General features: G+C 41.4%; 12 protein-coding genes and 1 pseudogene. 2 read left to right on the forward strand and 11 right to left on the reverse strand.

Annotated features, from left to right (window positions below):
• Positions 1–443: 443 nt before the first annotated feature.
• The 6 genes and pseudogenes from BUA17_RS06530 to BUA17_RS06555 all read right to left on the reverse strand — a co-directional run bounded on the left by BUA17_RS06530 (position 444) and on the right by BUA17_RS06555 (position 5,799).
• On the reverse strand, positions 444–797 hold the full coding sequence (locus tag BUA17_RS06530; protein ID WP_063563786.1) for a hypothetical protein: 354 nt from the start codon (positions 795–797) through the stop codon (positions 444–446).
• Positions 798–1,354: 557 nt separating this feature from the next.
• Entirely contained in the window at positions 1,355–1,738 is a 384-nt protein-coding gene (locus BUA17_RS06535; protein WP_063563785.1) for a hypothetical protein, read from the reverse strand.
• Between the two features lie 587 nt (positions 1,739–2,325).
• A complete protein-coding gene (locus BUA17_RS06540) occupies positions 2,326–2,727 on the reverse strand; it encodes a DUF3888 domain-containing protein (protein WP_063563784.1) in 402 nt (133 codons plus the stop codon).
• Between the two features lie 501 nt (positions 2,728–3,228).
• Positions 3,229–3,654, reverse strand: a pseudogene (locus BUA17_RS06545) (IS30 family transposase); the annotation flags it as partial.
• Between the two features lie 218 nt (positions 3,655–3,872).
• A complete protein-coding gene (locus BUA17_RS06550) occupies positions 3,873–4,517 on the reverse strand; it encodes an SDR family oxidoreductase (RefSeq protein ID WP_063563783.1) in 645 nt (214 codons plus the stop codon).
• Positions 4,518–4,665: 148 nt separating this feature from the next.
• Positions 4,666–5,799 carry an NADH-dependent flavin oxidoreductase gene (locus tag BUA17_RS06555; protein WP_072732984.1) on the reverse strand — a complete coding sequence of 378 codons (1,134 nt, stop codon included), beginning with the start codon at positions 5,797–5,799 and terminating at the stop codon, positions 4,666–4,668.
• Between the two features lie 224 nt (positions 5,800–6,023).
• On the opposite strand from BUA17_RS06555, the gene BUA17_RS06560 reads away from it, so the two are divergent.
• Positions 6,024–6,506: a MerR family transcriptional regulator gene (locus BUA17_RS06560; RefSeq protein ID WP_072732985.1), complete on the forward strand. Its 483-nt coding sequence runs from the start codon at positions 6,024–6,026 to the stop codon at positions 6,504–6,506.
• 479 nt (positions 6,507–6,985) lie between these two features.
• Here the strand turns inward: BUA17_RS06560 and BUA17_RS31815 are convergent, their stop codons facing one another.
• From BUA17_RS31815 to BUA17_RS31110, 4 genes are all read right to left on the reverse strand, one after another.
• The gene (locus BUA17_RS31815) at positions 6,986–8,209 is read right to left on the reverse strand and encodes a copper amine oxidase N-terminal domain-containing protein (RefSeq protein WP_072732986.1); all 1,224 of its coding nucleotides are present in this window, start codon (positions 8,207–8,209) and stop codon (positions 6,986–6,988) included.
• A 621-nt stretch (positions 8,210–8,830) separates the two neighbouring features.
• Entirely contained in the window at positions 8,831–9,169 is a 339-nt protein-coding gene (locus BUA17_RS06570) for an S-layer homology domain-containing protein (protein WP_072732987.1), read from the reverse strand.
• A gap of 198 nt (positions 9,170–9,367) precedes the next feature.
• Positions 9,368–13,708, reverse strand: a complete 4,341-nt coding sequence (locus tag BUA17_RS06575; protein ID WP_139295617.1) for a BREX system ATP-binding domain-containing protein — start codon at positions 13,706–13,708, stop codon at positions 9,368–9,370.
• A gap of 1,041 nt (positions 13,709–14,749) precedes the next feature.
• The gene (locus tag BUA17_RS31110; RefSeq protein WP_211754038.1) at positions 14,750–15,019 is read right to left on the reverse strand and encodes an SbtR family transcriptional regulator; all 270 of its coding nucleotides are present in this window, start codon (positions 15,017–15,019) and stop codon (positions 14,750–14,752) included.
• Positions 15,020–15,023: 4 nt separating this feature from the next.
• On the opposite strand from BUA17_RS31110, the gene BUA17_RS06580 reads away from it, so the two are divergent.
• The gene (locus BUA17_RS06580) at positions 15,024–15,527 is read left to right on the forward strand and encodes an alpha/beta hydrolase (protein ID WP_211754039.1); all 504 of its coding nucleotides are present in this window, start codon (positions 15,024–15,026) and stop codon (positions 15,525–15,527) included.
• A 487-nt stretch (positions 15,528–16,014) separates the two neighbouring features.
• On the opposite strand, the gene BUA17_RS06585 is transcribed toward BUA17_RS06580, so the two are convergent.
• On the reverse strand, positions 16,015–16,212 hold the full coding sequence (locus tag BUA17_RS06585) for a hypothetical protein (RefSeq protein WP_063567440.1): 198 nt from the start codon (positions 16,210–16,212) through the stop codon (positions 16,015–16,017).
• Positions 16,213–16,270: the final 58 nt, after the last annotated feature.

The raw sequence follows: 16,270 nt of genomic DNA on the forward strand, positions 1-16,270 counted from the left end.
TAATCGGAAATTGGTACAAGTTCTTGTCCTTGGCTCGGGACACGAACTTGTACCGATAAAATAAAAAAGCCGCTAAAATAGCGACTTTAATGGGACTATGTTCTTATCCCTCGACAACACATGTTAACTCTTCTTCATAACTGTACATTCACTGTCTCCCCTTCCATAATCTCCAAGATATTCTAGGTTTCTGTTTATTCCAATCGCAATTCTTGAAATTAAGTACTTTATCTCTAGCGTGACATTTTTATTATGTATTTTGATACTAAGAAAGTCTAATCTACATTTGTTTAATAGTTAGATATGCATCTAATCGGTTATCGGAATATGTTCTTGTCCATTCCGGTAATCGGTACAAGTTCTTGTCCTTCGACAAATTTGCATTTGAATTGTTCCATTTTTTTAGTGAAAAAACGCTGGGTATGACCAGCGTCAACAAATTATCACTTCACTCTTTCGGAAATATTTTCACTTATTTCTTCAGGATTATCAACACCAATGATCAACTTTGATATTTCGAACTTACCAACTTTAAAGTTATTCAAATCTAAATGAAGAGTTTTAAGCTCATTTTCAAAAAAGTGTAGTTGATAACCACCATTTGATCTAAATAACCCATTTCTCATTTCTCCTAATAAAGCACCATATAGTTTAAAAGCATTTGGTATCGGTCTACCAGTTGTTATTCCTTTGATTGAAGAGTATGGAATTTGCAACCCTTTATCTAATTTTAAAAAGGGTGAGTTTCCAAAGTCGATATTTACGTAGGTTTCCATTAGTTGAATTTTACGTTCCATATTTTGATTCCCCCATTTTCTTTTCAAATAATCCATTTATTTCACAACCCATAATTACATATAATACCACAAAAACCTATTTTGTTCATGAAAGACTAAGCACTGCTCTCCGCCCCTTCGCGGGTTACGTCCTCCTTTTTATATTTCATTTCCAATCACCTAATAAAGAACCTACGCGTGTAGCATGTAGTGCTTAGACAGGGTAGCTTGCATTGTTTTTTCCTCTATATCAGTTCCAGATACCTCAAACTTACCTTGTTCCAGAGAATTAACCCAATATCCGCCAATTTTTGGATTCCACACTAGAAATAAAATATTTCATTACCTTCTTGCATTGGTGTGTAATCTTCATAATTCATTCTAATGCTACCCTCTTTATCTTCGATCACATAGGAAGGTTCAAATGTTACAAGCTCTGAATCGATCTCCTGTTTTGTAGAATCCTTATATACTTGGGTTACTTTCACCTTAGTTTCTGTTCTGCCTGAAGGCCCCCACTCGAAATTTTCAATGACATTTTTGCTTTCACCAGTTGCAATAACTCTAACTACAGCGTCTTATTGAGATTCTGCATCATCTGCGTTTGTGAAAATTGCATGGTTGGCTTCGATTTTATCTGTACGCACTACAGATGGAGCAAATTTCTTAGCAATTGAATCAATATTTTTACTTATTGCAGCACTATCGTTTTTGCTCTCTACAGTAGAGCTATTTGAATATGATAATACCCTAGCCCAATTGCTAAAGAAGCAACGGTTGTCAATACTATAATTTTCTTCATGCTTACCACCCCCATTTTTTCTTTCATGAGCCAAATCAGTAGCAGTAGGTGAAGTCAGTTTATATTTACCTGATTTCATCCAATGGTCGCCAGAGTGTGCCGGTGCATTCTCAAAATGATTTAAGCCGAGTATATGACCGATTTCATGTCCAGCATTCATGTATCTTCCGACTGCCCCAGCCACTTGTCCAACCGGCATCTATTTGTTTGTAAAGGTAATACAAAAAAGGATCGTCAGCATTTCTGCAACGATCCCTAATGTCAGCCCGCTAGTTGAAATCAGCAGCTGATCAATTTTGATGCCTTCTTAAGTTTCATTAAGCTAACGTTACATGCTTAAAAAATATTTATCAAAGTATCCACTATGGTTTACAGTTATATGGTGTTTGACTGCCTTAACTGTATTTTTAACTTTGCTGTTTTGGAAAAACGGTTTAATAATTCTCCTTTCAGTGATTGTTTTATATGTGGCTAACGGATTTCGGGCGTGGAATAGTGATCGGAAATTATCTCTTGTATCGTTTGTATTGGCATTCGTTTTCTCTTATATCTTTTATCGGGTTTGACTTTGTAGACGCTGTAGAAAAGGAATATGGCTTCCCGCCAAAAATTGCCGGAAACTGTGATGGTCGGTAGAAAGACTTCTGTTTTCTGGATATTTGAATATCCTGCCTGTTAGCTAAAAAAGCTGCTGATACTTTTATCAACTGTTTTCTTTGTATCATTGAGTTATCGTTTCCCGTTGGTTTAACGAGTTTTAATAATTTCTTGCCAGTTAGGAGGCAAGTCATAATCCCTAATGTGCTTATACTCAAGAACCACTATTAATCCGGAGTTATCCATACTAAACCTCATCGAGTCGAGTCCAACATCCAAATGAGGTCCAACGTACGGGATTGTTTTAACCTGAACTTCAATATGTGAAGGATGATATTTAACGTCTACATCAGTTCCATCCAAAAAAGGCGTAAACGAAGGTGATACAGTTAATTTATTTTTGTAATAGTGGTTAATCTGTTCCTGTATTTTTGGAGCTAACAAAGTAAGTACAAGCCGTTTCAATTGTTCATCGTTTGGCTTTGCACAAACGGGCTGGATTGCCATCAAGAAAATGATGACTGTTAGCAATGATCCGATAAAACTTTTCATTTCTAAAACCCTCATCTTCAGCATTTTTAAGGGTAGTTTTCACTAAATAAAGCGAATTTATAATGCTACCCTGCCCGTTAGTTGAACAAAGGCAGCCGATCACGTTGATCATCTGCTTTGTTGGTTTTATTGAGCTATCGTTTCCCGTTATTTTAATGAAAAAATAGCCTCTCACTTGAACGAATTCATTACGTCACATTATGTTTTTATCATTCAAATATTCAATTAAGGCACTTAAATCATACTTAGGCAGCTCTAATATGAATGATAGTCCGATAAAACAAAAAAAGCCGCTAAAAAAATAGCGACTTTCAACGGAATATGTTATTTCCCCTAGAGAATTATCAAAATACACTAGTCACGATAATATGGTTCCATAACTCCTTTATTGTTTTGCTCTCAATTTTGGATTTTGATATTAACTGTTCTACAGAGTCATATCTAAGTTGAACTTCTTCATTTTGTTTAACGCAATACCATCCATCTTCATTATAACTGATTAAGAACAGCGGTATATAGACGCGTTTTGCGTTCAATCAACGTCGCTACGCAGCCCTTACTTTTCCCACGACCCGATAATACGACGGTATCCAGTTCCCAGTGCCCAAACGTTTCACGGGAACGGACTTCTTTCGGACGATCTGAAATGGTTCTGCCAATGGCGAATTTACCGCGAGTTTCTGCGGGTTTCTGACGCTTCCCTTTGTGACGGAGAACCTGTAATGTGCCTTGAACCAGGCGTCCTGCGTAGATCCAGCGATAGATGGTTTTAAAGGAGACCGCAGGTAGGCGATCGGCGAAGAAACGTTCTGTGATTTGTTCTGGAGACCACGTTGCTGCCAGTTTTTCCTCTAGTAGAGCAGCCAAGGCGTCTGACCATTTACCGGGAGATACCGAAGCCTTACGACGTTCCTGATAAGCATTCTGGTGGATTCTCCTTGTGTGAATGTGGTGTAGGAACCTTCATTCTACACGAATCCGGCCATGGGCCCTTTTTTATTTATTTCCAGTAGGTGTCGCACTTCATATTACAATCCGTTCTGCATATAGAAACCCATCGTTTTGAATAAAATTGTTCAAAACGATGGGTTTCTTTTGTTTTTTAAAAATTGTTTTTATTAAAAAGTTTGTTCTGGAGTCAACATTTAAATTTCTGGTTCAAAGGCCAGTCTATCGCCCTCCGTATTTGGTTTGTTCACCCCCAAATTGCGACGAACTTCCAATTCAGGTGATTCCGCTAACTTAACAACTAACGCCGCAACACTCTTACGTGAAACTTCTGTCCCTTTAAATGGCTCATTCTTTTGAGTAATCTCATAGTCAATTTCATCATAATCCGTGAGCCAGGCAGCCCTTAACACTGTATAGTCAAGGTCTGAAGCCTCAATAATATCAACTGACTTTCGGTATGGGCCTAAATATTGACCGATTGTCCGCTTATTCCATTCACCAAACTCCCCTGGGATTTCCTCATAAATTCCAAGCGAAGTGATAAAAATTAAGCGTTTCACTCCTGTCGCACCCATTGCTTCAACAATATTTTTGGCTTGTTCTTCTAAGTCTCCATTTAGATTAGCATACACGACATCCTGTCCAACCATTGCTTTTTTTAATGCCTCAAAATCTAGAACATCACCTTCAATTACTCGTACACGATCGGAATCAAGGTGGTTTAATCTGCTAGAGTTACGCAAATAAAGTGAAAGTTGGACATCAGTTTCGTTTAGAAATAATTCAATTGCATAACGTGCAATTTGACCGCTTGCTCCTAAAATCAATACATTACTCAAATTCAAAACTTCCTTTCATATCTTTTATAAAAATTATAAATAAGGTAGTAATTCTACAGCCACATTATTAGTTACAGACTTAATGAATCACTTCAATTGAGTCATTGACTCAAAAACATCTTGCTTTAAAAATAAACTTTAGCTAATTTTATTCTTCGATCATAAACCATGGTCCAGAAGCTTGGATGACACCCCAAAGTTTTTCCGGAAGCTCAAGCTCACTAACCTTGGAAGCCTTTATAGTAGTTTGAATTTCGGACTCTTGTCCACTTTGAACTTTTTCAACCCAGTCTGGTTCTGTAATTAACGCGTGTCCGATCACTGCTAGGTTAAGCCCTTTATCTAATCCTTTTGCAACATCATCCGGCGTTACCATAGAACCCGCAGCCAGTACGGGAACCCGGCTATTTACATATTCAACGATCAACTCTAGATACGTTTTTTTATCTTGGCTATCGACTGGCTTTGAAGAAAGAGCATCAGCTAGTGAAGCATGTACATAATCAACACCCGCTTCAATCAGTCGGTCAATCAATACATAAGAGTCCTTCATTCTTAAACCGCCTTCTTGATGTTCGTCAGGAGAGATTCGGTAGCCCAAAATAAATGGTTCTGTAGCATGGTTTTCGATGACGTTTTTCATTTCCTTAATCACGGCTAGTGGGAAACGTAGGCGGTTTTCAAGTGATCCTCCCCATTGATCCTCACGTCTGTTGAAGAAAGGAGAGAAAAAGTTTTGAAGCAAAAATCCGTGCGCACCATGGATTTCAACGCCATCAAACCCTGCTTCAATGGCTCTTCTTGTTGTTTCTCCAAACGCATGAATCACTTCCAATATTTCATCGTGCGAAAGTTCTCTTGGCATAACGGAAGGAGCAAATCCAGTTGCTTCCGTCTCTACTGCGCTGGAACTAACCACATCCCCATTTGGTGTAAGATCCGGCAGTGCTTTGTTGCCTGCGTGGAAAATTTGAAGTACCACAGGGGCTCCACCACTTTTCGCTGCATCCGCCAATTTACGTAAACTTGGGATGAATCTATCGTCATATGCTGCAAATTCATTTGTAAAACCTATTCCATTAGGTTGGACATGCGTACATCCTGTTATGACTAGACCCACGCCTTTTACTCTTCTTTTGTAATATTTCACTTCATCATCTGAGATGGTGTAATCATCATTACTTGCCCAAGTAGTCATAGGCGCCATTACAACTCGATTTCTAAGGGTAATTCCATTTTTGAATGTGAAGGATGCAAACAAATTTTTATAATTTGTATTCATTTTCAAACCTCTTTCTAATTTTTTATAAGCTTTATTAATAGTTGTCTGAACTTAAAGCGTTTATTCTTATTCCAAATTTATCACCAAAAAAACATCTATGTTTCTTGTTTGATAACTGCGAAACGAAGAAGGTAATTTCCAGTTGATGGGCGTTCACAACATTGGTAGAATAAAATCATAAAGTATTCGAGTAACTCGAAGTCAATAGCATGGAGGTGCGAAATTTGAGTCAGACATTACATGAACCAAAATATACGGTAAAAGATGTATCTGAAATAACTGGACTTACAAAACATACGATCCGTTATTATGATGACCAACAATTGATACCTTTCGTTTCAAGAGACGGCAGAAATAATCGTTTATTTTCTGACCATGATCTGGATTGGTTACGAATGGTGCACTCCTTTCGTATTTCAGGATTGCCAATTTCAGAAGTCAAACATTACATTGCTATGTGTTTGCAAGGTGATAAGACGATTCCTGAAAGGGCTGAGCTTGTTGCAAAACAAGAAAAACAACTAGAATCGAAGATCTATGAGTACAACCTTCAATTAAAACACATCAAAGAGAAGAAGGCTTACTACAACAGTGTCTTATCTGGTCAATTGAACGATACCTGGAATCCTGTTAACAGTAACCCAGAATGCGGAGAAAAATATGATATTCCAGAACATATCAAATCAGCATCAAAAGTTCATGTTTGACCTTAAATGTGAGTCTAAGGCTTCGTGTGCACACGAAGTCAATTTTTTTTATTTGATTGATGGGTATTGTACTAACCTGCCCGTTAGTTTAATGAATTGAAGGGCAAGATGCCGATTAGATACACGCCTAATCGGCAATAGGAACATGTTCTTGTCCATTCCGGCAATCGGTACAAGTTCTTGTCCTCAGTAAGGGACAAGAACTTAGTTCCTTAAAACAAAAAAGCCGCTAAATAAGCGACTTTGAATGGAACAATGTTCTTGTCCCGCGACATCTTTTCAGATTAACGGCTTTCAAAAATTCAATTTTTTCACAAATCGATAAGGTCAGTTGCTCTTTCTCAATTTATTAACATTTGGCGCATCCCATCCAACTAGCAAATGGCCATTGTAACACCTTATAAGTTTATTGATCTCTCTATACCTGTTAGAGGTATTCCTATTACCAAAGGTTCAACTGCACCTCATGTAACCTTGTATTAGGATAGCCGATGAATCGACCATACTATATCCGTACTGAATCCAATGGGTAGACCATCAGCTTCGTAATATAACTCGACTTGATCACCTGCCTGCAGCTCTACATCACCGGTTAACGTCACCGTCGCACTACCTAGTACAGTTCTCATTGTTAAAATTAACGCTATATTAACGTCAAGGAAAGGCATATAACCTTTTATTAAATCAATATTGCCATTCTTCTTTACAGTAAAAACCGGATCAATGCCTCTTCCTATGCTTACACTGATTGGCGCGTCAATCTTATAATTAACAGTTGCATGTATGGAATATCTACCAGTGTCCGGTGCCGTAAATATCCCTGTAGCAGGGTTAAATGTAGGGCTTCCATAATATGGAGACGCCTCGTTCCAATTCGAAAATAGCGTGCTACTATTGATTGAGTATGTCGTACCGGTAACAGAAAATCCTTCCGAGGTAAAAGAAGTCCCCGCTGGGCCTGGATCTCCCTGCGGTCCCGCCAGACCTGCTGGACCTTGTGCTCCTGCTGGCCCTGGATCTCCTTGCGGCCCTACCGGACCTTGTGCTCCTACTGGCCCTGGATCTCCTTGCGGCCCTACCGGACCTTGTGCTCCTGCTGGCCCTGGATTTCCTTGCGGTCCCACGTGGCCTTGTGGTCCTGCTGGCCCCGAAGCTCCTTGTGCTCCAACTGGTCCAGTCGCTCCGGTATCGCCTTTATCTCCCTTGGCTACATCGCCTGTAGAATTCTGCGATTCTTCGACAACCGATTGCAAAGTACTAATGATTATGGTTTTAATGGTGGGATTCCATACTACTTTTGCTCCGAATAGTTCCGCAATAAAACGTACTGGTACCATAACCCGGTTCTGAATGATCTTAGCAGGTTGATCGAGTACCACCTTCTCCTCTACATCACCGATTTTAACGCTGGCAGTCGGGTTTCTAATAATTAGAACACCCAATGCATCTCCTTTAAAAACCGTTATGGTTTGTGTAGAACTATTCCAGTTAAGAGACACACCGAGCGATTCTTCAAGGACCCTTAAAGGAATAAGTGTGGTTCCTTTATGGACAACGGGTTTAACGTCACTCTGGACTACACTATCATTAACAATAATAGAGATCTCATCTATTTGGCCAACTGGAGCCGCCTGAGCAGCAGAAACCACAAACAACGTCATTACAAGCACAAATACAATAGATAATTTCAATCTTCTTATCACTTAACTTTCCCCCATATTAATGAATTTTTATCCCTTAATCCCGGTTGCGATCATCTGCAGAATTCGAGCCCAGCGATTTCAACTAAAGCTCCAAACAACGGATAGAACGTTCCTCATTATCTTCGAGCAACAAAAGAATCCTATCATTCCCCACGTAGACATTGTAGACAAAATTATAGAAGTTGTAGTCATACGAAAGTAGTACGCTGCCCTGAAAAAACGATCGTTCGGGTATACGCCGTATATAGGGTTTGAATAAATTCAAAATTATGAGACTCACTACTCAGACTTAGATATACAACTAATAGGCAATCGGATAAAACAAGTGACTCATTCAATCGGGCTTACTGCTACTTCCTATGCAGATCCATTTACCGTTGCCCGACAGATGGCTTCTCTAGATAAAATTAGTAAAGGACGTGCATGATGGAATGCCATCACTTCGAATCCGGGAGGATTAGCAAATTATAGCCGCATCCATCTTTCAAAAGCAGATTTGTATCCTATGAAAAAAGAGTTTTTAGAGATTGTTGAAGGCCCATGGAATTTCTATGAGGATGATTGAAATGTGGCTTTTATATCGCCACCTAACTTCCATCATAATGCTGTTTAGATAACTACCTAATCCGAAATGACACAATGTTCTTGTCCTTTTCGGCAAAGGAACCAAGAAGCCGCTATGATAGCGACTTTGAATGGAACAATGTTCTTGTCCCGCGACACTGCCTCACGTACTGGTTCAATCTCAAAAGCACGCATCAATAGTAGAGCCATGTGCTGGCGCTTGATGCTTTCATTGGGATGAAAAGAACCGTCTGGATATCCTGTAATCATCCCTTGACTTGCTAATTCCTCAAACATTTCTTTTGCCCAATGTCCTGAAATATCGTCAAAAGTTACAACGGGTAGTTCAGATTGTGGCTTAAGATGACCTCCTATCACTTGACTCCATCTAGACATTATAGTCTCATCACAGGATATTTAAGTCCTACTAAAGTAGTACACCATAAAAGTTTGATACATAAATTAATCGGACCCATTTTTGTGCATTTCTAAGACTTCTTCCTTTCTACAATATGGAATGACCAAAGAACTCGAGTTGTCGTCTGTTTGAAAACAAACAAAGAAGCGGCCCTTTCAGGCTCGCTTCCTTGTTTGTCACTCTATTAATTTCAACTCTCTAGCACGTACGACAGCTTGTCCCCGCCGTTTTACACCCAACTTGCCGTATATTCTAGAACTATGTGTCTTGACCGTCGTCTCCGCTATACCAAAGAGATTAGCAATCTCCCTGTTCGACAAGCCTTTTGCAATCGCTTTAATAATTTCCGTTTCACGTTCAGTCAGCGGTTCAGTCAGCCCCGGTTGTATGAGACAAGGCACCACGGACAAAGCGTTACTGTCAAAAGCCTTCGGGAATGTTGTATCCGCAGTTTCGTCTTCCAGCATCTTGAGATAAATGATCCGTGTCGCAATAAGCTCCATCATCTGAACATCCCTCTTTGTAAACACACCCGACATCTGTCGATTTTCCAAGTATAGTAGATAGGAAGCTTGTTTTCCCGGAACATCGATTGACATGCACAGAATCGACCTCTGTTTTTTTGCTGCAATATAAGCATCCCTCACCCAAAAACTCTGAAGCGCGTCATGCAGAATTAGCGGTTGCGCCGTCATCGCTGTATGACGTAAGACGCTCTCCGCATACAGGTCGGCTTCTTTTTCCTTATCAGTCCAGTAAGAAGAGTTAGCTTCAATAATGAACTCATTATTTTGACGCTTCAACAACAGACCACGCTCTGCTCCGGTTTGTCTTAGAGCCGTTTTTAAGAGATTTAACCTCCAGTCTGCCTTACTCGTCTGTGCTAACCCATTGATGATTCGTTGTAAAAGCTCGAATTGCTCTTCGCTCTTCGAGCCTTCACCTATCTTGGGGCCGTTCTGCCAAGCTACCTCTGTGATGGTTTGAGTCATATGTGCTCGCTCCTGTAATACTGGACCCTCATAACGTTTGTAAACCGGGTCCAGCAATTCAGCGTGTCTGCTTCTAATTTGAGTTACTTTGGAGGTGATTCCCCATTCGGCGTATGCCGCACAAGCATCCATCATCGTAATTGCCGCTCCGGATCGGCTAAGCAGATCATCTTGATAACATACAGCAAGCCGTTCGCAAGCAATGGCTTCGAGCAATACGTATTTTTCTGTTCTCGCTCGCTTAATTGCAGCCGTATATTGATTCATGGCGACAAACGAATTCCCTGCAATTCGTTCACTTTCTGCTTTGATTAGCAAATATGCGGAGGACTTTCTGTCTAGAAATCCTCGCCAACTCTTCATCAATCGCAATTGCGCGCGTATGGTCTTCCGAATCCGCTTACGATCCTCCCTATTCGTCTCAAAATAAAATCCAGCTAATGCCAAACTCTCGTAAACACGTTGTTTACGAACTCGCATCCAATCCAAATGAAATTCGTTTACCCTTCCTCGTTGCGACCAATACAGCGCTTCCCTGTACCTGCCCGACAGCAACGCCACCTCAAGCCGACAACCGCAACTATAGTTGTCTTCGCCCCGGTGATCCAACTCACTGTCAGTCGACACCAGTGGAATAGAAACAAAACTGTCGATCAAAGAATCGTCTTGCAGCACTGCTGTGTAACTACTCGTCAGCAGCATCATTTCCAGTATCTTGTCGTCGGCAATCTGTCGCATGTTCTCCTCAAAGTATCGGAGCAATTCATTTATGACATATGCATTCCCATGATTACCCATAACACAAAAAATTAAGGCAGAATTAGCAAAGTCATGATCGCCTGCTTCCATCCCTTGACGCATCGCATTGAACAAGACAACAGAAGATTCCAAAGGACTGTCCATTTGCTTGATCATTCCGCTCAGAAAAGTAAAAACATGCTTTTTCCTCAATGTAGAGGTGTTCGCAATTTGCAGAAACACCCCCTCAGCAATCGGACTCGCTCGAGTAAAGCTCGGAAATGTCCTTTGCACAATCAGCTCATATCCTCCGATCATTGATGCTAACGACTCATTTACCCCTTTATGCAACCCATAACGAATAAATGGGGCATACAATTCCAGTAGCGATCGTGCATCGTGTGTAAGTAATGGAAGAAACAACAGCTCCATTAAATGGCATAATTCCTCATAATCCTCGTCAAGTGGGTTGGACAGCAGAAGGTGCTTCTCCCGTTTTCGATGTAAGAGGACCGCGGTCGAGGCCATTTCCTTGGCGATAGACAACAGGGAACTCTTCTTCCCAAGCTTCCAGCCGTACGAGCCTAGCGCCTCCATTCCAAATTGAACCGCAGTCTCATTGTCCACGAATGCATGAAATTGTATTAAAGGTGCCCAGATTTTGAGTCGCTCCGATCGGCTCAGTCGATCGCTGCTTTGGTTCAAGTCCACCAACAGTTCTTTCGCCCGTGCGCTATTGCCACCCATATACTCCGTCCAAGCTAATACCAACTGCAACTCGACATCGAGTGTACCTGGTACTTCCGCCTTGCATATTGCCAGCAGATGAAGCCCATTTTCTGCATAATACTTCCCTTTTGCATAGCGCGCCGCTGCCAACGCCTCTTGTCCCGCTTGAAGATTGTACTCAATCAATTGCTTCGTTTCTTGGTCTGATAATGACGAAGCTGCCAAGTTCAGATGATCAATCGCTGTTCTTGACAGGTCATCGTGTGACTCCTGAGTGCGATCCAGTAGGAACCGTCCAATTACCCGGTGTCGGTGGATATTGCGTCCTGAATCGAAAGCATATACCATTCGGTGAATGAATTCATGGGCAAACACATAGATCAAATCCTGTTCATCTTCTTGCTCTGCTTCGTCTTCCCGATAAATAAACCCTTCAGCTTCCGCCTCTTGAAGATTAAGGAATACCATATCCACTGATATGCCGCACACTTCGGCCAAGAGTGTTAACTGAAATACCGGACCAATTGCGGCAGCCATAGCCAAGAACTCCTTACGATCTTCCTTGAGCTTGGAGAAGCCTACCTCCAGCAAACGCAGATGTTCTTTCGATCTGCTTAGTTGCCGGGTTATTTCAGAGTCCCATACCCACTGACGTCGTCTTTCGTCAAAACGTAGTCTGTTCTCCTTTATCCATCCCTCCAGCAAGAGACGAACCGAGCCAGGATTACCACCTGTCTGATCGTGGACAGACCGCGCCAGAAGTTGAATGCGACCGGATTTCTCATATAGAGCATCAGAGATCAGCTGCCTCACATCCTCATAAGCCAGCGGTGGCAGAGTCACTTGTTCCTCTGGATTGGCACGGCATCTATAGGTTAACCATGCCAGCAAATCCTCTTGATCAAAATTCGCTACATCCCCCGTGGAAGTGATCAACTCCTCCGTACGATAAGCCCCTATTAGGAATAACCCATGCGCTTTTTGTGATAATGCAAGTTCACGAATTACCTCTTGTGTACCATTGTCGACCCACTGCAGATTGTCCATAAATAAAACAAACGGTGGCTTGCATTCAGCCATACAACAGATCAAGTCGGGCAGAAGTTCTTCAAACCGTTCCCAGACCTTCGCATCGTCCGAGATATGTGCTACCTTCGCATCGTTGTCGAACAACAGCTTGGCCTCAGGCCAGCAGGATACGATTACCTGCATTTCTGGACCGAAACCGGCTTGTAGTTTGGCTTTCAGACGTGTAATGATTTCAATCGGCTCACTCCACAGTTGATAGACCCATTCCCGCATTCCCTGAAGGATCGGCCCACATCGAATATTTTTTTGGGAAAGTTCCACTTTCATAGTGATCATCCGGCCACCATGTCGAACGACGTTTTGTTCGATTCTATGGACAAGCGCCGTTTTACCCGTTCCTTCTTTGCCTATCACCCAACGAAAGGCATTCATTCCTTGAAAAGCCTGCTCCAGCCCAGCCTCCATTTGCACCACTTCGGCACTACGTCCATACCACGATTCGGATAGGGAAAGCGTACGGATTTTATCTAAACGTCCCACTTCCAATGGCTTAAACGCTCCATCGTTATCCATCATCATATTCTGATACAATTTCAGATCTTCAAGCACCCCATATATACTCTGATAACGCTCCACCTGTGATTTGGCAAGTAATTTCATCAGTATAGCTTGCAGTGTTTCGTCTAAACTCGGTCGAATATCGGATAAAGATTGAGGTACCTTGCGGGTATGTACGGTACCCCAGTCTTCATCATTGTCAGCATGAAAAGGCAAATGTCCGGTTAACAACTCATAGAGAATAACCCCTAATGCGTAAAGATCACTGCGTTCATTCGGCACCAGATTGAATCGTGCAAATTGCTCGGGAGAACGATAAGCTGCATGACTTTCCGTATGCCAGGATACTTGAGCTGTTTTCCCCTCCCACTGTACGCTGATATGGTCAGGGCTAAGGTATCCAATTATCCTATTCCGCTCGTGTTCACGATGCACCATTTCTGCAAGTATAATAGACAGTTCAATGAACACCGCCAACTCTAAAGGGGACTGCGTTATGTACTCTCTTAAAATCTTAATAATGATGCACACCTATCTGAGTTATATTTGCGTTTCGTGAAAAGGATATTTTTGAATTTTAATAATAATTCCGGCTGGATGAGATCGATTTATAAACCTAAAATAATCTTAATCCATGATGCATTTAGAGTCTAGCCACCGATATATATGCTATATATTTGCGAATGGCAAATGGTGGAATAAATAACCGCAAATATAAGTCGTTTTTTTCCTCTACGCATATATGCAGAAATAGAGATGAGCTGCGGCTTAAGAATAGCTGTCTCTATAAATTAAATCATCTTGTACAGAATGAAAAAATAAAGAGCACCTGATTAGGTGCTCTGTAGTAACCACTATTGCGTTGCAAGTAAATCCTCTACATTGACGTTGGAAGCGGCTTGAATATCGCCATACGTCCAGAACCATTCGGCAACGTCGTTCCACTTAATGGTACTTCCCTCAATTGGCTCGCGACCTAGAAGCTTATTTAGAATAACAACGGCCTCTGCTCTTGTTAAAGGTGAATTAGGATCTTACGCTTATTTATCCTGATCCGTCCTACAGTGCAGGTGTAAAGATAAGAAGTCTTACTTAATTACGCCTCAAATCTCGGTAATCGGTACAATTTTTTTGTCCAGCTTTGTATCGGAGACATTAAAGATGCTGAGCTCCTTCATTCGCTAATGTGGAGGCACAAAAAAGAACTACTTTATTCACAAAAATGACTGTGCCGAAACTAGCCAATAACACTCATCTAATTTAGCTATTATCTATGGTAATCTGCTTTTATCACGCGCGTTGATTTCCATCATCTAACTGTTTAAATAGTCATCTAATCCGAAATGACACAATGTTCTTGTCCTGCGACATTTTACTACATACCGAAGCTTTCAAGATCCCCATCACAGAGCCCACTAGTAAACTTTTCAACCAAAGTTATATTTATCATAGTTTTACTAGTGCGTCTCTGATCAAACCATCGCAGTAAAAAAGAAGGATTCTGTCGAAGTGTTAACGTTTTGCATGGTAACGCAATCCATCTACAAGAAGAGAAACAATATTTTTCGCATGCGCTATATCACCGTTGTCTACTCCCGTACAGAGACTTGCTACCGCCCACAACAATTCATCTGGTGTAATATTGGCACGTACTTCATCTGCAGCTGTTGCTGTTTCAATCAAAGTCTTCAGAGCTGGACTTAATTCCTCTACAAAACAAAGTGGACGCACTGATCGAAGCCGAACAGCAGCAGCTGGACATTCCTTCGGTACGGCGGGCAATCTCTTGGGATTGCGAGTCCTCGACCCAGAAACTAAGAAGGACGTGGACCTGTTTGACTCGCGCATCAAAGCGGGCGTGCTGTTTGCCACCGCTGGACAAGGTGGCGACAGCCTGACGACGTTCGCGGCCGAGAATATGCCGCACTTGAACGTGAGCTTCACGCACATGACCACACCCACACTTGTGATCGTCGGGGATCAGGACTACACCCCGCAAAAGTATCAGTTGACCGTCCGCGGCCCGGAATGGATGTCCGACCCCTACTTCTTAAGCCCAGGGGCCGAGAGCCTGCTCACCCTATTCGGTGCAGAACACTCACTTGGCGGAATCCCGGGTTATGAAGTTACGGAAACAACAGATGAAAATCCAGAACATGTCGCCTTAATTCAGCTGGTCTCATGGGCTTATCTTTGTCATGCGCTCGATATTGAACATGACAGCTGGACGGCAGTTCAAAAGGCTTTATCAGAAGATCCAAATCCAATCGGTCGAATTGAATCAAAGTAAACTTTAACAAGATCTAGATATGCTCCTTTACCCACCTCTCACTGGTAAAGGAGCTTTTACGTCTATACTCAAAGGACAATTTACAGTGAGGGAGGTATGAAATCATTTCTTTCTGAATCCCATATGTGCAGCAAAATTTGCTCCATATATGATCGAGTTGGTGTTGGCCGCCATAATCGTTATATTGCGTCCTACAAGACTTACAAAATCAAGATAATCATCTAATAGGTAATCGGAATATGTTCTTGTCCATTTCGGCAATCGGTACAAGTTCATGTCCTCGGCTCGGGACACGAACTTGTACCGATAACATAAAAAAGCCGCTAAAATAGCGACTTCAATGGGACCTTGTTTTTGTCCCTCGACCACAAAGACTGAATTTTTTTAAAGTTCCCTACTTTCATGCAATTATGCCCTTTAGTCTTTATTTAACTGAGCAGAGTTAGAACTTGATCTGTTGGTCCCCTTTCTTGCAGTACAATTTTATTTATTTATTATCCTCAAATTTATGTGGCTCTTTAACAAAACTTTTTAAAATAAATCCACACGTTATACAAATTACATGAGTAACATCTGATCCTAATGTTAGCATCTTTTTCATAGGATATACCCTAGCTTCGCCGTGCGACTTGCCCTCCCCTAATTTTGTTCCTCCACATTCAGGACAACATTCTTCGTTTCTCATCTCGAACCTCCTTCAATGAAATTAATCTTATCATTGCTTCTATATAGACCATATGTAA

The sequence above is a fragment of the Paenibacillus sp. ov031 genome (genome assembly GCF_900143165.1).
Taxonomy (GTDB): Bacteria; Bacillota; Bacilli; order Paenibacillales; family Paenibacillaceae; genus Paenibacillus; species Paenibacillus marchantiae.